This is a genomic window from Streptomyces sp. NPDC088794 (assembly GCF_044750545.1).
GTDB lineage: Bacteria > Actinomycetota > Actinomycetes > Streptomycetales > Streptomycetaceae > Streptomyces.
The window spans coordinates 447,180-465,800 of sequence record NZ_JBIVKB010000001.1 but is presented as its reverse complement, the minus strand read 5'-3'; the positions used below and the strand labels follow the sequence as shown (position 1 = coordinate 465,800).

Annotated in this window: 13 protein-coding genes; 8 read left to right on the top strand and 5 right to left on the bottom strand. The window is 71.0% G+C overall.

Annotation, left to right across the window (positions count from 1 at the left end):
* Window positions 1-211 precede the first annotated feature (211 nt).
* The gene (locus ACIP6U_RS02170; RefSeq protein ID WP_401711595.1) at window positions 212-1,288 is read left to right on the top strand and encodes an aldo/keto reductase; all 1,077 of its coding nucleotides are present in this window, start codon (window positions 212-214) and stop codon (window positions 1,286-1,288) included.
* A 28-nt stretch (window positions 1,289-1,316) separates the two neighbouring features.
* On the opposite strand, the gene ACIP6U_RS02165 is transcribed toward ACIP6U_RS02170, so the two are convergent.
* The 4 genes from ACIP6U_RS02165 to ACIP6U_RS02150 all read right to left on the bottom strand — a co-directional run bounded on the left by ACIP6U_RS02165 (window position 1,317) and on the right by ACIP6U_RS02150 (window position 4,393).
* Entirely contained in the window at window positions 1,317-2,453 is a 1,137-nt protein-coding gene (locus ACIP6U_RS02165; protein ID WP_401711592.1) for a methyltransferase, read from the bottom strand.
* Window positions 2,454-2,635: 182 nt separating this feature from the next.
* Window positions 2,636-2,995 carry a peptidase inhibitor family I36 protein gene (locus ACIP6U_RS02160; protein WP_401711589.1) on the bottom strand — a complete coding sequence of 120 codons (360 nt, stop codon included), beginning with the start codon at window positions 2,993-2,995 and terminating at the stop codon, window positions 2,636-2,638.
* Between the two features lie 15 nt (window positions 2,996-3,010).
* Entirely contained in the window at window positions 3,011-3,373 is a 363-nt protein-coding gene (locus ACIP6U_RS02155) for a peptidase inhibitor family I36 protein (RefSeq protein WP_401711586.1), read from the bottom strand.
* Between the two features lie 60 nt (window positions 3,374-3,433).
* Window positions 3,434-4,393, bottom strand: coding sequence for a hypothetical protein (locus tag ACIP6U_RS02150; protein ID WP_401711584.1), 960 nt, complete (start codon window positions 4,391-4,393; stop codon window positions 3,434-3,436).
* 141 nt (window positions 4,394-4,534) lie between these two features.
* Here ACIP6U_RS02150 and ACIP6U_RS02145 point away from each other — a divergent pair, with 141 nt between their 5' ends.
* Window positions 4,535-7,630: an AfsR/SARP family transcriptional regulator gene (locus tag ACIP6U_RS02145; RefSeq protein ID WP_401711581.1), complete on the top strand. Its 3,096-nt coding sequence runs from the start codon at window positions 4,535-4,537 to the stop codon at window positions 7,628-7,630.
* 37 nt (window positions 7,631-7,667) lie between these two features.
* Here the strand turns inward: ACIP6U_RS02145 and ACIP6U_RS02140 are convergent, their stop codons facing one another.
* Window positions 7,668-8,747 carry a LacI family DNA-binding transcriptional regulator gene (locus ACIP6U_RS02140; protein WP_401711578.1) on the bottom strand — a complete coding sequence of 360 codons (1,080 nt, stop codon included), beginning with the start codon at window positions 8,745-8,747 and terminating at the stop codon, window positions 7,668-7,670.
* 238 nt (window positions 8,748-8,985) lie between these two features.
* Between ACIP6U_RS02140 and ACIP6U_RS02135 the strand changes: the two genes are divergently transcribed.
* From ACIP6U_RS02135 to ACIP6U_RS02110, 6 genes are read left to right on the top strand one after another with little or no spacing between them, the layout of a single operon-like run.
* Window positions 8,986-10,278 (top strand): ABC transporter substrate-binding protein, encoded by a 1,293-nt coding sequence (locus ACIP6U_RS02135; RefSeq protein ID WP_401711576.1) that lies wholly within the window; start codon window positions 8,986-8,988, stop codon window positions 10,276-10,278.
* A 39-nt stretch (window positions 10,279-10,317) separates the two neighbouring features.
* Window positions 10,318-11,232 (top strand): carbohydrate ABC transporter permease, encoded by a 915-nt coding sequence (locus tag ACIP6U_RS02130; RefSeq protein ID WP_401712880.1) that lies wholly within the window; start codon window positions 10,318-10,320, stop codon window positions 11,230-11,232.
* A complete protein-coding gene (locus ACIP6U_RS02125) occupies window positions 11,229-12,134 on the top strand; it encodes a carbohydrate ABC transporter permease (protein ID WP_401711572.1) in 906 nt (301 codons plus the stop codon). The genes ACIP6U_RS02130 and ACIP6U_RS02125 overlap by 4 nt, the downstream gene beginning before the upstream one ends.
* A gap of 27 nt (window positions 12,135-12,161) precedes the next feature.
* On the top strand, window positions 12,162-13,448 hold the full coding sequence (locus ACIP6U_RS02120; protein WP_401711569.1) for a glycosyl hydrolase: 1,287 nt from the start codon (window positions 12,162-12,164) through the stop codon (window positions 13,446-13,448).
* Window positions 13,445-15,475 carry an endo-beta-N-acetylglucosaminidase gene (locus ACIP6U_RS02115; protein ID WP_401711566.1) on the top strand — a complete coding sequence of 677 codons (2,031 nt, stop codon included), beginning with the start codon at window positions 13,445-13,447 and terminating at the stop codon, window positions 15,473-15,475. Before ACIP6U_RS02120 ends, ACIP6U_RS02115 begins: the two co-directional genes overlap by 4 nt.
* Before the next feature lie 48 nt (window positions 15,476-15,523).
* Window positions 15,524-18,544 carry an alpha-mannosidase gene (locus tag ACIP6U_RS02110; RefSeq protein WP_401711563.1) on the top strand — a complete coding sequence of 1,007 codons (3,021 nt, stop codon included), beginning with the start codon at window positions 15,524-15,526 and terminating at the stop codon, window positions 18,542-18,544.
* Window positions 18,545-18,621: the final 77 nt, after the last annotated feature.

The window sequence follows — 18,621 nt, the reverse complement described above, 5'->3', positions numbered from 1 at the left end:
GCGGTGTCCGGCGATTGACGTTCATGAGGGCGGCCGCGCGGGACTTCACAGGCACCGGTCCGTCGGCCGGTATCGCGCCACGCTTCTCGACAGGTCGAGAGGATCGTGCAAGAGGTCGAGGGGATCGCACTAACAACCGCGCTGCTCAGACTGGTTTGCTCGAAGAGTCCCTTCCCGCCGCACCACGGCACAAGACTCTGAGGAGCATCCCATGGCACTCGACTCGTACGTCGGCCTCGGCCGGTCCGGCCTCAACGTGAGCCCCTTCTGCCTCGGGGCGATGAACTTCGGCGACGCCGGCGGCTTCGGCACCGACGTCGAGGAGTCCGAGAAGATCCTCCAGACCTACCTCGACCGCGGCGGCAACTTCGTCGACACCGCGAACTTCTACACCGGCGGCCAGTCGGAGGCGATCCTCGGCGACTTCCTCGCCGCCCGCCCCGGCCTGCGCGACCGCCTGGTCCTGGCCACCAAGTTCTACGGCAACCTCCACCCCGGCGACCCCAACGGCGGCGGCGCGGGCCGCAAGGCGATCCTCGGCCAGCTGGAGGAGTCGCTGCGCCGGCTGCGCACCGACTACATCGACCTGTACTGGCTGCACAACCACGACTGGTCCACGCCGGTCGAGGAGACCCTGCGCACCCTGGACGACCTGGTCACCGCCGGCAAGATCCGCTACGTCGGCTTCTCCGACACCCCGGCCTGGTTCACGGCCAAGGCGCACACCATGGCCCTGCTGCGCGGCTGGACCCCCGTCACCGCGCTCCAGATGGAGTACTCCCTGCTGGAACGCACCATCGAGGGCGAGTTGATCCCGCTCGCCCAGGACGCCGGCATGGGCGTACTCCCCTGGAGTCCCCTCAAGAGCGGCTATCTCTCCGGCAAGTACCGGCGCGACCAGGGCCCTTCGGACTCCCGGCGCGCGTCGGTGCTCGGCGCCCCCAGCGACGCCCAGTTCACGGTCATCGAAGCGCTGGCCGGGGTCGCCGACGAGATCGGCGCGAGCCCCGCCGCCGTAGCGCTCGCCTGGGTTCAGAACCGCCCCGGCATCACCTCCACCCTCATCGGCCCGCGCACGCTCCAGCACCTGGAGGCCAACCTCGCGGGTCTCGACGTACGGCTCACACCGGAGCAGACCGCGGTCCTGGACGCGGTCTCCGCCCCGACGCTCAACTTCCCCTTCGAGCTCAACCGGAGCATGGGGCGCATGCTCAAGTACGCGGGGGCGACGGTGGACGGGGAGGAGAGCGGCGTGCACTTCCTGGTGCAGGGAGCCGTCCGGCACTGAGGGGGCACTGCGTTTTCGGGGGCGCCGGTCATGGTGTGGCGACCAGACGCCACAGGGACGTGGTCTCGGCGCTCCGTGCCGCGTGGAGCGGGTCGGCGGTGTCCTTGGCGCGTGGGTGCCGGGGCTTGGTGTCGATCCTTTCCACGACGCGCAGGTGGGCTGCCCGGATGGTGTCGAGCAGGTGTCGGCGGGTCCGGAGGCCGAGGTGTTCCGCCAGGTCGGACAGGACGAGCCAGCCCTCGCCGCCCGGTCGCAGGTGGGCCGAGAGGCCGGCGAGGAAGCCGTGCAGCATGGTGCTGTCCGGGTCGTAGACGCCTTGCTCGACGGGGCCCGTCGGACGGGCGGGGAGCCAGGGCGGGTTGCACACGACGAGGTCGGCGCGGCCCTCGGGGAACAGGCGGGGGCCGGTCACCTTGATCCGGTCGGCGAGCGCGAGCCGGTGGACGTTCTCCTCGGCGCAGGCCAGGGCGCGGGGGCTGATGTCCGTGGCCACGACTCGGTCGACTCCGCGACGGGCCAGGACGGCGGCGAGGACACCGGTTCCGGTGCCGAGGTCGAACGCCGTACCGGTGGCGGGGCGTTGACGGATCGCCGGCGGCAGCGGTGTGTCGGCGACCAGGTCGACGTACTCGCCTCTGACGGGTGCGAACACTCCGTAGTGCGGATGGACGCGTGCGCCGAGCGCCGGTACGTCGACGCCTTTCAGCCGCCACTGGTGAGCGCCGAGCACTCCCAGGAGTTCGCGGAGGGAGACCGCCGTGGGTCCCTTCACGGGGCCGTACGCCTCCAGGCACGCCCGGCGGACGTCGGGTGCCCTGCGCAACGCCAGGGTGTGGTCGTCGTCCAGCAGCACCAGAAGCTTGCCGAGGACACGGGCGCGGTGACCGCCGGCGCGTCGGTGGAGGCGGAAGGAGTCGCTCGGGGAGGTACCGGTGCTGGGCGGTCTGCGGTCGAGGCGGCGGCCCAACGCCTGGAGCAGTTGCCGGGCGTTGTGGAAGTCGCCCTGCCAGAGGAGGGCCGTTCCTTCACAGGCCTGCCGGTAGGCGTCGGCGGCCTTCGTCCGGTCGTCGGCGACGACGGTTCGCTTTGGGGGAGGGGTGCCGTTCTCGGAATGCCAGTGGGCGGAACGGTGGGTGTGGTCCTGGGTCCAGTTGATCGTGGACACCGTGTACTCCTCGTGATCGAACGTGCGGGGGCACGAAGAGCACTTCGACGAGGAGCAGGCCGAGCCCACGTCCGTCCGGTGGACAGGCGTGGGCGTCGAGGCAGTCGGTCGCTACCGCCCTCGCGTCGAAGCGCGAGAGGAGACATCCCAGACAACCATGCCGAGCATCACGGTCAGGCCTTTCAGATGAGGTAGCGGAACGAACTGTACGCGTTGTCGTACCGCGCGTTCGCCCAGTAACCGCCCGGGACGTCCTGGGTGTTACCGCGCCAGTAGGAGTTGGTGTAGAAGCGCGCCGAACTCCCGTTGTGGTTCTCGATCGAGGAGATGTGGTCGTTCACGGTGGTGCTGCTGCCCTGGAAACGGTTGTTGGCGAAGTTGTTGTCCGCGGTGGTGAACCCGGCGATCGCACCGCTGAGTCCGGTCCCGTCCCACACGCAGACGGAGTCCGTGCAGACGTCCGCGGCCTGCGCCGGCATGGTCGCGACGGCACCCAGGCCGACGCTGAGCAACAGCACCGCGGCGCTGCGGAGGTGTTTCATCGTGTCTCTCCCTGATCAGTCGATCGCGTAGTAGAAGGAGCTGAACTGGTTGTCCCAGACCGCGTTCTCCGGCCGGCCGTCGCAGAACACCCGCTGTCCCTGGCCGCGCCAGTAGGAGTCCGTGTAGAAGATCGGCCGCCGTGTGGTGGTGCAACTCATCGAGGAGATACGGTCGTTGACGTTGGTGCCGTCGACGAAGCGGTTGTTGGAGAAGTTGTTGTCGGCGGTGGTGAACCCCGCGGCCGTGCCGCCGCCGCCCGTGCGCTCGTAGACGCACACCCGGTCGGTGCACGCCGCCGACGCGGGGACGGCCATGGCGGTCACCGCGCCCCCGGCGAGCACGAAGGCCACGGCCGCGACGGACAGAAGTCGTTTCATGGATTGCTCCTCTGTAGTGCACTGGGTGGGTACTGCGCATGCCGGGGTCGCGCGGGACGGTCAGCCGTCCTGTCCTTCCCCCAGCACCTCGGCGGCCGCAGAAAGCTGCCTCCCGACCGCCTTCCTGGCCTTCTCCAGCGCCGGCCGGTTCTCCTCGATCGCCTGGTTCTGGTAGGCGGCCTCGGTGTCCGCCCAGACGCGGACGACACCGGTCTCCTTCTTGCAGCGGACGTCGGCCACCGCGGTGGAGATCTCCCGTGCGGTGGGCCGGTCCCCGGCGAACGCCGGGTCGTCGTTGGCGCCCATGGGCGTCCGGTAGTGGAAACCCGCCTTCGTCATGCACGCCGCCCAGGCGTCGAAGACGCCGGTCACGCGGCTGTCGCGCTGCGAACGCGACCAGCTCCAGCCCCGCAGGTTCTCCACGAGCTGCTGGGCCTCCCGCTCCTCGGCGGTGGTCAGCCGGTTCGCCGCCTGGCCCGAACAGCCGCCCGGCGGCACCGCCCGGCCCTTCACCCACGCCGCGCCCTTGCCGCTCGCGGCCGTCAGATAAGCGGTGCTCTGGTGCCCGGACTCGCTCGCGGCCGCCTTGCGCGCCGCGTCCAGCTCCTTCTGCGGCGGGTGGTAGCCGCGCGTCGAAGCGGCTCGCGCGTCGGTGAGCATGTACCTGTCCCGGTTCGGCTCCGCCAGGAACCGCGACCCCGTCGCGCTCGTGGCGCGGACGGACCACCCGAACCGCTTCATGCACCGCTGGAACAGCGTCGCGTACGCGCGGTCGATGCGGAACTGCTCGCCAGGGGCCGCCCGATAGGCGTCCAGCGGCAGCAACAGGCCGAGATCCGCGGAGTGTTGGACCCCTGCGGAGGCCGGGGGCGGCTGCTCCCCTGTCGCAGCCGCCCCCGCCGTGCAGCCGGTCAGCAGCCCCGCACACAGCAGAGCCGTCACGCCCTGGAGTCGGCCGCTCCGCCTGCCGTGGCCCGGCAGCCTGCTCGGCTTCCGGGCCGCTTCGACTGTCCGGAGCATGGCCTTCCCCCTCCTTCGCCGGTCCGGGGCGCCGCCCGGGACAACTCCACGCTCGCACCGGGTTGTTGTGGGGTTCTTGTGGAATCCTTGTGGTGCGTCGGTGACCGGACGTGACTGTTTGACCTGCCGGGGGATGCGCCTATGGATCTTCGACTGCTGGGGCCGCTGGAGTTATGGGCCGCGGGCCGCCGGCTCGACCTGGGGCAGCCCAGGCAGCGCGCGGTACTGGCCGCGCTCGGTGCCGACGCGGGGCGTCCGGTGACGATGGAGTCGCTGGTGGACCGGATCTGGGACGACACGCCGCCCAGCGGGGCACGCGCCGCGCTCTACCCCCACGTGAGCCGGATCCGGCGACTACTGGAGGAGGCGGCACGGGCGGAGGGGTGCGAGGACCGGCCGCCGCTGCGCCTGCTCAAGGTGACCGGGGGATACGTCCTGGAGGCGCAGGGGGAACGGGTCGACCTGCTGCGCTTCCGCAGACTCGTGGCGCGGGCACGCGACGCGCACCGGGACGACAACGACCGCAGTGAACTGCTGGGCGAGGCGCTCGACCTGTGGCGCGGAATCCCCCTGGCGGGCCTGGCCGGAACGTGGGCGGAGCGGATGCGCACGGCCCTGGGCCAGGAGCGCCTCGACGCGGCCATCGCCTGGGCCCGGACCGAGACGAGGACCGGACACCCGCTGGAGGTGGTCGGTCGGATGCGTGGCCTCACCGCCGAGTATCCCCTCGTGGAACCTCTCGCGGCCGAGCTCGTCCGGGCCCTGGCCGCGTCCGGCAGGAACGCCGAGGCACTGGAGTGCTACACCCTGGCCCGGCGGCGGCTGATGGAGGAACTCGGCTCCGAACCCGGCGCCGAACTGCGGGCCGTCCACGACTCCGTGCTCCGCAGCACCGGCGAACCACCGCGGCGCGAGACCGCGCCGCCCGCCGCGGCGACAGCGCCCGCCAGGCCCGTACCGGCTCAACTTCCCGCCGACGTACCGGCGTTCACCGGTCGAGCCGAGCAACTGGCCGAACTGTCCGCGCATTTGGTCGCCGGCGGCGAGGGCCGACAGCCCGCCACCGCGGTCGTGATCTCCGCTGTCTCCGGCACCGCGGGAGTGGGCAAGACCGCCCTCGCGGTCCGCTGGGCCCACCGGACGCGGGAGGAGTTCCCCGACGGGCAGCTCTACGTGAACCTGCGCGGCTTCGACGTGAAGGAGCCGGTGTCCGCGGCGGAGGCACTCTCCGGGTTCCTCGCCGCGCTCGGGGTGCCCGGCCGGGACATCCCGCAGGAGCCGGAGGACCGCGCGGCACGCTACCGGACCGAGCTGTCCGGCCGACGCCTGCTGATCGTCCTGGACAACGCCTCGTCGGCCGAACAGGTACGCCCGCTGCTGCCGGGCACCTCCACCTGCAAGGTGCTGGTGACCAGCCGGGACTCACTGGCCGGCCTCGTGGCCGTGCACGGCGCGCACCGGCTCGTCCTCGACCTGCTGCCGCCCGCGGACGCCATCGGCCTGCTGCGCACCCTCGTAGGCGGACGGGTCGACGCCGAACCCGAGGCCGCGGCTGCGCTGTCGGAGCAGTGCGGGCGCCTGCCGCTGGCTCTTCGCGTGGCGGCCGAACTGGCGCTCTCCGAACCGGAAGTGCCGTTGGCCGAGTTGAGCGAGGAGCTCACCGACCACCGCAAGCGGCTGGACCTGCTGGACGTCGGCGGGGACCCCCGGGCAGCCGTACGGGCCGTGTTCTCCTGGTCCTACCAACGGCTCCCCGCCGACGCCGCGACCGCCTTCCGGCTGCTGGGCCTGCACCCCGGCCCCGACTTCGACACCCGCGCGACCGCCGCCCTCGCCGGCGTCTCCCTCCACGACGCCCGGCGCACGGTCGCGGTGCTCACCCGCGCCCACCTGATCCAGCCGATGCGCCCCGGCCGCTACGGCATGCACGACCTGTTGCGCGTCTACGCCGCCTGGCAGGCCGAGACCCAGGACACCGAGCACGACCGGGACCTGGCGCTCGACCGTCTCTTCGACCACTACCTCGCCGGCGCGGCGGCCGCGATGGACCTCCTGCATCCGGCCGAACGCCGGCTGCGCCCCCGCGTCACCGCGCGGAGCGGCGCCCTGCCGCACCTGACGGACGCCGCGCAGGCGCGGCAGTGGCTGGACACCGAGCAGCGGGTCCTGGTGACCGTCTGCGCCGAGGCGGCCGCTCGCGGCCGGGCGGTGCACGCCACCCGCACGGCCACTGTTCTGCACCGCTACTTCGAGAGCGGCGGGCACTTCGCCGACGCCTTGGTCGTCTACGCCCACGCCGGCCGCGCGGCCCGGGAGGCGAACGACATCGAGGGCGAGGCCGACGTGCTGACCTGCCTGGGCGTCATCCAGCGGCGACTCGCGCGGTACGAGGCGGCGGCGACCCACCATCAGCAGGCGCTCGCCCTCTACCGGCGGATCGGCAACCGCACCGGAGAGGCGCGCAATCTGACCAACCAGGGAGTGCTCCACGAACTGCGGGGTCAGTACCGTCAGGCACTGGACTGCCACGGCCAGGCCGTCACGCTGTTCCGGCAGACCGGCGATCCGGGCGGTCAGGCGGACGCGTTGAACAACCTGGGCATCATCCACGAGCTCCTCCACGAGTACGAGGCAGCCGCGGACAACCACCGGCAGGCCCTGGCGCTGTACCAGGAGGCCGGGCACGTCTTCGGAGAGGCCTCCGCGCTCGGCAACCTCGGCATCGTGCAGAACCGGCTCGGCGACCACACCGCGGCGGCCGACACCTTCCAGCGGATCCTGACCGCGTTCCGCGGTCTCGGCCACCGCTCCGGGGAGGCGCACGCGCTCTCCAACCTCGGCGAGACCTACGCCCGGCTCGACCGGTACGAGACCGCCGCCGACCACCAGCGCAAGGCCCTCGCCCTGTTCCGCAGAATCGGCGAACGCTACGGCGAGGTGGGCGCCCTCAACGGCCTGGGCGAAGCCCTGCACGGCATGGACCAGCCGGCCGAGGCGCTCGCGGCGCACACCGAGGCGCTGACCGTCGCGCAGGAGATCGAGGACCAGGAGGAACAGGCCCGCGCCCACATCGGGATGGCCGGGGTCCACCAGGAGACGGGCGCTCACGACCGCGCCCGTGAGCACTGGCGACACGCCCTCGATCTCTACACCGCGCTCAACTCCCCCCGCACCGCCGAGGTACGGGACCGTCTGGCGGCCCTGGACGCGGACGCGCGCCCCGCCGGGACGACCTGAGAGGTGCCGGGGCCGTCCTCGCGGGCCCTCGGCGCGTTCAGTCCAGGCCGCGTGCAGCCGCCCCCGTACCGTCCAGGCCGCGCGCCGCTCCCGTGCTGTCCCGCACGATCAACCGAGGCACCGGCACCCGCTCCGCCCGCGCCGGTCCTCCGTCCAGCAGCGCGGTCAACTCCCGTGCCGCGGTGCGTCCGAACTCGACGCTGTCGCGGGACAGGGCGGACAGCCAGGGCTTGACCATGCGGCACAGCGCCGAGTCCTCCCAGGCGACCACCGAGACGTCCGCCGGTACGGCGAAGCCGAGTTCGGTGGCCGCGGCCACTCCGGCGACGGCCATCACGTCGTTGTCGTAGATCAGGGCGGTCGGCGGAGCGGGGTCCTCCAGGACACGGCGGGTGACGGCCGCGCCCTCCGCGTCGGAGTAGTCGGTGGTCACCGACTGCACGCCGGTCAGGCCGCGCCGGGCGGCCTCCGCGCGCAGGGTGCGGACCCGGCGCTCGGTGTGGGCCAGGCCCGCGAGACCCGCGATGTGCACGATCCGGCGGTGGCCGAGCGCGTACAGACCGTCCACGACCGCGGCCATCGCGGCCGCGTCGTCCGCCCACACCGTCGACAGACCGGGGTGGCGCTCGTCGGGTGCGCCGCCGATCACCACGGCGGGCAGGCCGAGTTCGTCGAGCAGGTCGGGGCGCGGGTCGTCGGTGCGCGGATCCACGACGAGTACGCCGTCCACGCGGTGCTCGGCCCACCAGCGCCGGTAGACCGCGCATTCGTCCTCGACGTCCTCGACCACCTGGAAGAGCAGGCCGAGATGACGCTCCGCCAGCACTTCCTGGATGCCCGAGACGAGTTGGAGGAAGAAGGAGTCCACGCCCAACGTGTGCGCGGGCCGGGCCAGCACGAAGCCGACCGTGGCCGCGCCCTCGCCGGACAGCGCGCGAGCCGCCGTGCTGGGCCGCCAGCCCAACTGCTCGGCGACCCGGCGCACCCGGTCGCGGGTGACCTCCGAGACTCCGGGACGGTCGTTGAGCGCGAAGGACACCGCGCTCTCGGAGACGCCGGCGCGCCGCGCGATGTCCTTCATGGTCGGACGGCGCGCCGGGGACCGCTTCGCCGGCATGGGGATCCCCATTTCTCACGATTCAACACGATGCGACACAGCACAGCTAATGCGCTTGAGTGCGATCACCCTAAAGCGCATTAGTCGGAAGTGGCAAGAGGCCAACCATGGACGTCTGACCTGCACTAATGATGAACAGATTTCTTTAGCTGTGCCGAATCCATTGACTTTCCTCGGGAGCCCCGGGCAAGGTCCATGGCGTCCCAGCCGCCGACGCCGCCAAGGGAGCCGTGTCACCGTGCCCATATCCCGCAGAGCCCTCGCCGCTACCGCCGTAGCCGCCCTCGTCATGCCGCTGAGCGCCTGCGGTTCCGGGAGCGACGACGGCGGTTCCTCCGACGCCTCCGGCAAGGTGGAAGGCAACATCACCTTCCAGACCTGGAACCTGCGCGCGAACTTCAAGTCGTACTTCGAGGGCGTGATCGCCGACTTCGAGAAGCAGTACCCGGGCACCCACGTGAAGTGGGTCGACCAGCCCGCCGAGGGCTACCCCGACAAGATCAGCGCCGACGCGGCCGGTGGCACCCTGCCCGACGTCGTGAACGTCTCCCCGGACCTCGTCGCCCCGCTCGCCAAGGCCGGCTTCGCGCTCGACCTGGACAAGAGCGCCGCGAAGTACAAGAAGGAGTATCTGGACGGGGCCTGGGCCAGCCACCAGATACCGGGCATGACCGGCACCTACGCCTTCCCCTGGTACCTCAACACCGGGCCGCTCTTCTACAACAAGTCCCTCTTCAAGGAGGCCGGGCTCGACCCCGACCAGCCGCCGAAGACGTACGACGAACTCTTCACCGACGCCCTGGAGTTGGCGAAGAAGAGCGACGGGAAGGTCGCCACCCTCGCCAACGTGCCCACCGTCGAGGACTTCGGCCGCTACGGCGTCGAGCTGATGAACAAGGCGGGCGACGGCTTCGCCTTCAACGACGCGAAGGGCGTCGAACTCCTCACCAAGTACAAGGAGTTGTACGACGCCAAGGCGCTCGACCCGCAGGCGCTGACCGCGACCCCCGAGTCGTCCGGCAAGAAGTTCCTCACCGGGGCCGTCGCCATGAACCCCGGCAGCGCCCTGGACCTCGGCAACTTCAAGAAGCAGGCGCCGAACCTGTACAAGAACATCGGCATCACGGACCAGATCACCAGCACCGGCCACGTCAACATGTACGTGATGGGCCTGATGGTCAACGCGCAGACCAAGAAGAAGCCCGCCGCGATCGCCTTCGCGCACTGGGTCACCGATGCCACGCACCAGATGTCGTTCGCCAAGAAGGTCGCCATCTTCCCGAGCACCGCCGGCTCCCTCGACGACCCGTACTTCACCAAGGAGGACGGCACCGACGAGACCCGCGTCCGGATCGCCGCCGCCAAGTCGCTGAAGAACGCGGTCAATTACACGCCCGTGCTGTTCAGCGACCAGATGAAGACCGCCCTGCGCAACGAGGTGGCCAAGGCGCTGCAGGGCAAGGAGAGCCCCAAGGACGCCCTCGACAACGCTGTCAAGGCGTGCGACACGCTCCTCAAGCAGCAGGGCTGACCCGACATGGCGAGTTCCACTGTTCCCACCGAGTCCCGGATGCGGCGCGGATCCCGGGTGCCGGGCGAGCGGCCGGTACGGCGCGTACGGCGTCAACTGCCCAGCAGCCCCTGGCTGTTCGCCGCACCAGGGCTGCTGATCACCGGCGTGTTCGTCCTGTACCCGTTCGTCTCCACGGTGATCAACTCCTTCACCGACCGCCGCACCCTGATCCCCGGCAAGTTCGTGGGGCTCGCCAACTTCCGCGAGCTGTGGCACGACGACATGTTCTGGATCGGCCTGCGCAACAGCACGCTCTACATCCTCGGGGTCGTGCCCGCGCTCGTGATCCTGCCCCTGCTGCTCGCGATGCTGGTGCAGAAGAACATCCCCGGCATCACCTTCTTCCGGTCCGCCTTCTACACCCCGGTCGTCGCCTCGATCGTCGTGGTCGGCCTGATCTGGGTGTGGCTGCTGGACGAACGCGGCCTGATCAACTCGCTGTTGGAGACCATCGGGGTCGGCCGGGTCGGCTTCCTCAGTGACCAGTGGCTGCTCCTGGTGAGCGCGATGGCGGTCACGGTCTGGAAAGGCCTCGGCTACTACATGATCATTTATCTGGCCGCGCTGGCGAACGTGCCGCGCGAGCTGCACGAGGCGGCCGCGGTCGACGGCGCCGGGGCGATCCGCCGCTTCGTCACCGTCACCGTGCCCGCCGTCCGCTCCACCATGGTCCTGGTCGGCGCGCTCTCCTCGGTTGCCGCCTTCAAGGTGTTCTCCGAGGTCTACCTGATGGCGGGCCCCAGCGGCGGACCGGCCGGCGAGGACACCACCCTCGTCATGCTCGTCCAGCGCACCGGCACCGGCCTGACCGGCCGGGTCGGCTACGCCTCCGCCATCTCGGTGGTCGTCTTCGTCATCACCGTCGTCCTGATGCTGCTCGTCCTGCGGGCCGACCGGAAGGACGAGTCATGAGCGTCCTGGAGAAGGTGCGGCCCGACCGGAAGCAGGCCACCGCCCGCGAACCCCGGGTCACCGACGAGCACGGCCGCCGCATCCGGGTGTGGGAACTGGCCCTGCGCTACCTGCTGTTGCTCGCCGTGCTCGCCCTGACCGTCGGCCCGTTCCTGTGGCAGCTGTCCACCTCGCTCAAGGGCCCCACCGAGGACATCTACAGCTCCCCGCCGAGCTTCCTCCCCGGCCACCCCACCCTGCACAACTACAGCCGGGTCGCCGACACCATCCCGGTCTGGGACTACGCCTTCAACTCGCTGAAGGTCGCCACCGCCAACGTCGTGACCAACTGCGTCGGTTCGGCCCTCGCCGGCTACGCCCTGGCCCGACTGCGCTACCGGGGCCGGCGGGTGGCCACCCTCGTCTTCATCCTGGCCATGCTCGTGCCGGCCGAGAGCATCATCATCGCCCAGTTCACGACCATGCGGGAGCTCGACCTCAACAACACCCTGATCGGCGTCGTCCTGCCCGCCTGCATCGCCTCGATGAACGTGCTGCTGATGCGCAACGCCTTCCTCAACCTCCCCTACGAGATAGAGGAGGCCGCCTACATGGACGGCGCCAACGTCTGGCAGCGGTTCCTGCGGATCGCGGTGCCGTCGGTGAAGGGCACCCTCGCGGTCGTCGCGATCTTCGCCTTCATGGGCGCCTGGGACGACTTCCTGTGGCCGCTCATCGTGCTGAGCGACCCCGACAAGTTCACGCTCACCATCGGACTCAACTACCTGCACGGCACCTTCGCCAACGACGAACGGCTCGTCGCGGCGGGCACGGTCATCGCCGTGGCACCGCTGATCGCCCTCTTCGCCTGTCTCCAGCGGTACTTCTTCCGCGGGGTCGGCGAAGGCGCGGTCAAGGGCTGAACCTCCCCTGAGCACAAGGACCTCCGCATGTCTGCTGCCGTGCGCTTCGGCGTCAACTACACCCCCAGCGAAGGGTGGTTCCACCACTGGCTCGACTTCGACCTCGACTCCGTACGGGCCGACCTCGACTCCATCGCCGCACTGGGCCTCGACCACATCCGCGTCTTCCCGCTGTGGCCGTACTTCCAGCCGAACCGCACCCTGATCCGCCCCCGCGCCGTCGAGCAGCTCGTCCAGCTCGTCGACGCCGCCGCCAAACGCGGCCTCGACGTCAACGTGGACGGTCTGCAAGGCCATTTGAGCAGCTTCGACTACCTGCCCGCCTGGACCCGGACCTGGCACCGGCGCAACCTCTTCACCGACCCCGACGTCCTCGACGGCCAGGCCGCCTACCTGCGCACCCTCGCCGCCGCCCTCGCCGGCCGGTCCAACTTCATCGGGATGACCCTCGGCAACGAGGTCAACCAGTTCTCGGCGGGCCCGCATCCCGACCCCGACCGGGCGACGTCCGACGAGATCGACGCGTGGCTCACGCGCATGCTCGCCGCCTGCGAACAGGGCGCCCCCGGCAAGCTGCACCTGCACGCCGAGTACGACGCCACCTGGTACCAGGACGACATGCCGTTCACCCCGGGCCAGGCCGCCCGGCACGGCGCCGTGACGGCCGTGCACTCCTGGGTCTTCAACGGCACCGCCCAACGGCACGGCCGTACCTCCGTGCCGAGCGAACACCATGCCGCGTACCTCGTCGAGTTGAGCAAGGCCTGGGCCGATGATCCCCACCGGCCCGTCTGGCTCCAGGAGGTCGGCGCCCCCGCACCCCTGATCCCGGCCGAGCACGCCGCCGCCTTCACCGAGGCGACCGTCACGAACGCGCTCGACTGCCCCGACCTGTGGGGCATCACGTGGTGGTGCTCCCACGACGTGTCCCGCGATCTCGCCGACTTCCCCGAACTCGAATACGGGCTGGGGCTGTTGACCAATGACCGCAAGCCGAAGGACACGGCGCGGGTGCTGGCGGACGCGGCCGCCCGCGTCCGCGGCCATGCCTCGGCGTCCGCCTCCGGACCGCACACCCCCGCACCCCGCACCACCGCACTCACGGTCCCCGCCGACCCGGCCGTCCGCTCGCTCTGCGCGCCCGGCGGCCCGGTCTACGACGCCTTCTTCCGGCTGACCGCCGACGGCGTCCGGCCCACGACCGTCCTGGACACGCGCGCGGACGACAAGGATCATCTCGCCGCGCGTGGCATCACCGAAGTCGTCCGTCCCGAACAGGTACTCCCCACCCCACCAGGAGACACCAGCTCGTGAACCCCACCAGACGCACCGTCCTGATCGCCGGCGCGGCAGCCGCCCTGCTGCCGTCGGCACCCGCCTTCGCCGCGACCCCGAAGGCCGAGGCCGCCGCGGCGACCCCGCCGTACGCCTCATACTGGTACCCGGACTCGTTCCCCTCGGGCACCCCCGGCACGGGCATCACCTGGCGCAGCCTGAAGGCGTGGACGGCCGCCGGTGACGCGGACCTCGCCTTCAACGCGGCGTCCGTGCCGCTCGCGACCCGCTTCACCCCGACCCAGGCGAACACGACCGCCCGCTCGGAACAGGCCCGCGTCCAGTCCTTGGTCTCCTTCGGACCGACCTCCAGCAACCCGTCCCAGGGCGCGGCCACCGCCGACTACTACGCCCTCACCCACTGGGCGTACATGGACGAGCTGGTGTTCTGGGGCGGCTCGTCGGGGGAGGGGCTCATCCTCGCCCCGAACGCGCCGATCGTGGACGCCGCCCACCGGCACGGCGTGCCCGTGCTCGGCAACATCTTCCTGCCGCCCACCGCGTACGGCGGCCAACTCCAGTGGACCCGCGACCTGGTGCAGAAGGACGCGACCGGGCACTACCCGCTCGCCGCCCAACTCGTGGCCGTCGCCGCCGCGTACGGCTTCGACGGGTGGTTCGTGAACGCCGAGACCAGCGGCGGCAACACCGCCCTCGGCACCGACATGCTCGGCTTCGTCAAGGAGTTGAAGGCCCTCGCGGTGGCCCAGGGGCAGCGGGTGACCTGGTACGACTCGATGACCGTGAACGGCACGGTGAGCTGGCAGGGCGCCCTCAACACGCAGAACCAGGCCTTCTTCCAGGCCGCGGACGACATGTTCGTCGACTTCCGGTGGAGCACGAGCACGCTCGCCTCGTCGGGGCAGAAGGCCGTGGATCTGGGGCGCAGCCGGTACGAGCTGTGGGCGGGCGTGGACGTCGAGTCCAACGGCTCCAATTCATCGGTGAGTTGGGACGCGATCGTGCCGACCACCAAGGCGCACGTCACGTCGATCGGCCTCTACCGGCCCGAGTGGACCCGCAACCACCTCCCCGCGAGCCGGACTCCGGGCGACTTCCACGCCTCCGACGACCGGTTCTGGACCGGGCGGTCCCTCGATCCCTCGCGGCCGGACACCACCGACCCCTGGCGGGCGCCGGCCGTGTCGGTCGCCGACCGGTCGACGGTCGGCGCGCTGCCGTTCGCGAGCGTGTTCAACACCGGGCACGGGCTGCGGTGGTACGAGGACGGGGCGGTCACATCGGACACGGCGTGGAACCACCTCGGGGTGCAGGACCGGCTGCCGTCGAGACGCTGGGCGGTGCACACCTCCGGGCAGCGGCCCGCCGTGACCTTTGACTTCGCGGACGCGTGGCGCGGTGGAAGCAGTGTGCTGGTCGCCGGTGCGCTGGACGCGCCGACGGACCTGGAGGTGTACGCGACCCGGCTGCCGATCGGTGGGAACACGGTTGTCGAGCTGACGTACAAGGCCGACGCCGGGGATGTGAACGTCGAGCTGGCGGTGGCGACCGCGGAGGCCGGTTCACCGGGGGCGACACCGCCGTACACATATCTGCCGGTGGACGCGGCTTCGCCTGTGAACTCGGTCAACGGGTGGCAGACGGTGACCGTCCCGCTCACGGGGCTCTCCGGGACCGTGTACGCGATCGGCGTGCGGCTCACCGGGACCGTGGCCGGCGCCTCGGTGCGGTGGCGGCTCGGTGGTCTCGCCGTCCACGACACGCCCGACACCCCTGACGCCCCGGCCGGCTTCGACATCACCGCGGCCACCGGCGGCGACCTGCGCTTCGGCTGGAGCGCCGCCCCGGGCGCCGTACGCCACTACGAGCTCCACCGCCTCCTGCCCGACGGCACCCGCCGCTTCCTCGGCGGCACCGCCCAGCTCGCGTACTTCGTCGCCGGGCTCAGGGCCGAGCAGGGTGAGCAGGCCGCACGGTTCGAGCTGAGCGCGGTGGGGGAGCTGTATACCGCGTCGGCTCCCGTCACCGTGACTCACACCTGGTAGCCGTCGCTCACCACCGGTAATCGTCCACCCAGTCTTGGAGCACCCCGCATGCATGACGACCGCAACCTGGTCGAAGCCCGCCTCAAGCGCGTCCTCGACGAGCGCGTCCGCCCCGCCGTATACCCGGAGTCCGTCCCGCTGGAAGTGGCGGTGTGGAACGCGCCCGGCGAGCCCGTGCCGGTCGCCGAAGGGCTCGCGGCCGAGCCCGAGCCGATCGAGGTGGGCGCCCGGTGGGGTGCTCCTTGGGGGACCAGCTGGTTCCGCGTCTCCGGGACGGTCCCGCAGGCGTGGGCCGGCAAGACCGTCGAGGCGATCCTGGACCTCGGCTTCGACGAGAACATGCCCGGCTTCCAGTGCGAGGGCCTGGTCTACCGGCCCGACGGCACCCCGGTGAAGGGCCTCAACCCGCGCAACCAGTGGGTGCGCGTCGGCGCGCTCGTCGAGGGCGGCGAGGAGGTCGTCCTGCACGTCGAGGCCGCCTCCAACCCCGTCATCCTCGACTACCACCCCTTCCTGCCCACGCAGTTGGGCGACAAGGAGACGGCCGGCGACGAACCGCAGTACAAGCTCACCCGCATGGACCTCGCGGTCTTCGACGAGACAGTGTGGCAGCTCGTGCTGGACCTGGAGGTGCTCGGCGAGCTGATGGCCGAGCTGCCCGTGGAGTCGGCCCGCCGCTGGGACATCCTGCGCGCGGTGGAGCGGGCGCTGGACGCCATCGACCTCCAGGACGTCAACGGGTCGGCGGAGCGCGCCCGTTCGCGCCTCACCGAGGTTCTCGCCGCCCCGGCCGTTCCCTCCGCCCACCGCATCAGCGCTGTCGGCCATGCGCACATCGACTCGGCGTGGCTGTGGCCGCTGCGCGAGACGGTCCGCAAGGTGGCCCGTACGACCTCGAACATGACCGCCCTCCTGGAGGACGAGCCCGAGTTCGTCTTCGCCATGTCGCAGGCGCAGCAGTGGGCGTGGGTGAAGGAACACCGGCCCGAGGTGTGGGCGAAGGTGAAGAAGGCCGTGGCGGACGGGCGGTTCGTGCCGGCCGGCGGTATGTGGGTGGAGTCGGACACCAACATGCCGGGCTCGGAGGCGATGGCCCGTCAGTTCGTGCACGGCAAGCGGTTCTTCATCGACGAGTTCGGTGTCGAGAACGACGAGGCCTGGCTGCCGGACACCTTCGGCTTCGCCGCTGGTCTGCCGCAGATCATCAAGGCCGCGGGCTCCAAGTGGCTGCTGACGCAGAAGATCTCGTGGTCGCAGACCAACAAGTTCCCGCACCACACCTTCCGTTGGGAGGGCATCGACGGCACCCGGATCTTCACGCACTTCCCGCCCGTCGACACCTACAACTGCTCCATGAAGGGCAGCGAGATCGCCCACGCGGCGACCAACTTCAAGGACAAGGGCGTCGCCCGGCACTCCCTCGCCCCCACCGGCTGGGGCGACGGCGGCGGTGGCACCACCCGCGAGATGGTCGCGAAGGCGGCCCGGCTCCGGGACCTGGAAGGCTCGGCGACCGTCGTCTGGGAGACCCCGCGGGAGTTCTTCGAGAAGGCCGAGGCCGAGTACCCCGAGCCGCCGGTCTGGGTCGGCGAGCTCTACCTCGAACTGCACCGCGCCACCCTCACCAGCCAGGCGCAGACCAAGCAGGGCAACCGCCGCAGCGAACACCTCCTGCGCGAGGCCGAACTGTGGGCGGCGACGGCGGCCGTACGGACCGGATTCCCGTATCCGTACGAGGAGTTGGACCGCATCTGGAAGACGGTCCTGCTGCACCAGTTCCACGACATCCTGCCCGGCTCGTCGATCGCCTGGGTCCACCGGGAAGCACGGCGGACGTACGCGCGGCTCGCCGAGGAGCTGACCGCGATCATCGACGCGGCCCAGCGCGCCCTGGCCGGCGAGGGCACGACACCCCTCGTCTTCAACGCGGCACCGCACACCCGCGCGGGCATCTCGGCCGGCGGCGCGGGAGAGGCGGCGGCCGACGGCGAGACGGCGGTCACCGCGCGCGAGGGCGGCGGACACGTCCTGGACAACGGCCGACTGCGGATCGAGATCGACGGCCAGGGCCTGGTCGTATCGGCCTACGACATCGAGGCGGACCGCGAGTCCGTCGCACCGGGTCGGGCGGCCAACCTGCTCCAACTCCACGCGGACTTCCCGAACATGTGGGACGCCTGGGACGTGGACGAGTTCTACCGCAACACCGTCACGGACCTCACCGACGCGGACGAGGTCGTGCCGGAAGGGAACGGGGTGCGTGTCACCCGTACCTTCGGAGCCTCCCGCGTCACCCAGGTGCTGTCCCTGGCGCCGGGGGAGCGGCGGCTGCTGGTGGACACCGAGGTGGACTGGCACGAGACGGAGAAGTTCCTCAAGCTCGCCTTCCCGCTCGACGTGCACGCCGAACGGTACGCGTCGGAGACGCAGTTCGGGCACTTCCACCGGCCCACCCACACCAACACCTCATGGGAGGCGGCCAAGTTCGAGGCCTGCAACCACCGCTTCGTCCATCTGGAGGAGCCGGGCTGGGGCGTGGCCGTCGTCAACGACTCGACGTACGGACACGACGTGACCCGCACGGTCCGGACGGACGGCGACCGGGGCACGACCACCACCGTCCGTGTCTCCCTGCTGCGCGCCCCGCGCTTCCCGGACCCCGAGACCGACCAGGGCGTCCACCGCTTCCGGCACGCGCTGGTGCCGGGCGCGGGCATCGGGGACGCAGTGCGCGAGGGCTGGCGGATCAATGTGCCGGAGCGGCGACTCGAGGGTGCGGGCGAGGTCGCGCCGCTGGTCGCCGTCGACCGGGACGCGGTCGTGGTGACGGCGGTCAAGCTCGCGGACGACGGGAGCGGTGACGTGGTCGTCCGCTTCCACGAGGCCCACGGCGGACGGGCGCGCGCGACGCTCACGGCCGGGTTCGAGGTGGCGTCGGTGGCGGCGACGGACCTGCTGGAGCGACCGCTCGCCGAGGAAGAGGCGCCCGCGCCCGAAGTGACGGGCAATCAGGTCGCTTTGCGGCTGCGGCCGTTCGAGTTGGTGACGCTGAGGTTCAAGCGGGCCTGACGCATCAGGTCGGGATGGAGACGGGCGGGTGCTGAGGCGCTCGCCCGTCCCTGTTCAACGCCCAGGGACCACTCGTC

Coding starts and splice junctions, on each gene's coding strand:
- ACIP6U_RS02120 (WP_401711569.1), top strand. CDS start 12,162: ATGTCTGCTGCCGTGCGCTTCGGCGTCAACTACACCCCCAGCGAAGGG.
- ACIP6U_RS02130 (WP_401712880.1), top strand. CDS start 10,318: ATGCGGCGCGGATCCCGGGTGCCGGGCGAGCGGCCGGTACGGCGCGTA.
- ACIP6U_RS02125 (WP_401711572.1), top strand. CDS start 11,229: ATGAGCGTCCTGGAGAAGGTGCGGCCCGACCGGAAGCAGGCCACCGCC.
- ACIP6U_RS02140 (WP_401711578.1), bottom strand. CDS start 8,747: ATGCCGGCGAAGCGGTCCCCGGCGCGCCGTCCGACCATGAAGGACATC.
- ACIP6U_RS02150 (WP_401711584.1), bottom strand. CDS start 4,393: ATGCTCCGGACAGTCGAAGCGGCCCGGAAGCCGAGCAGGCTGCCGGGC.
- ACIP6U_RS02110 (WP_401711563.1), top strand. CDS start 15,524: ATGCATGACGACCGCAACCTGGTCGAAGCCCGCCTCAAGCGCGTCCTC.
- ACIP6U_RS02170 (WP_401711595.1), top strand. CDS start 212: ATGGCACTCGACTCGTACGTCGGCCTCGGCCGGTCCGGCCTCAACGTG.
- ACIP6U_RS02145 (WP_401711581.1), top strand. CDS start 4,535: ATGGATCTTCGACTGCTGGGGCCGCTGGAGTTATGGGCCGCGGGCCGC.
- ACIP6U_RS02160 (WP_401711589.1), bottom strand. CDS start 2,995: ATGAAACACCTCCGCAGCGCCGCGGTGCTGTTGCTCAGCGTCGGCCTG.
- ACIP6U_RS02155 (WP_401711586.1), bottom strand. CDS start 3,373: ATGAAACGACTTCTGTCCGTCGCGGCCGTGGCCTTCGTGCTCGCCGGG.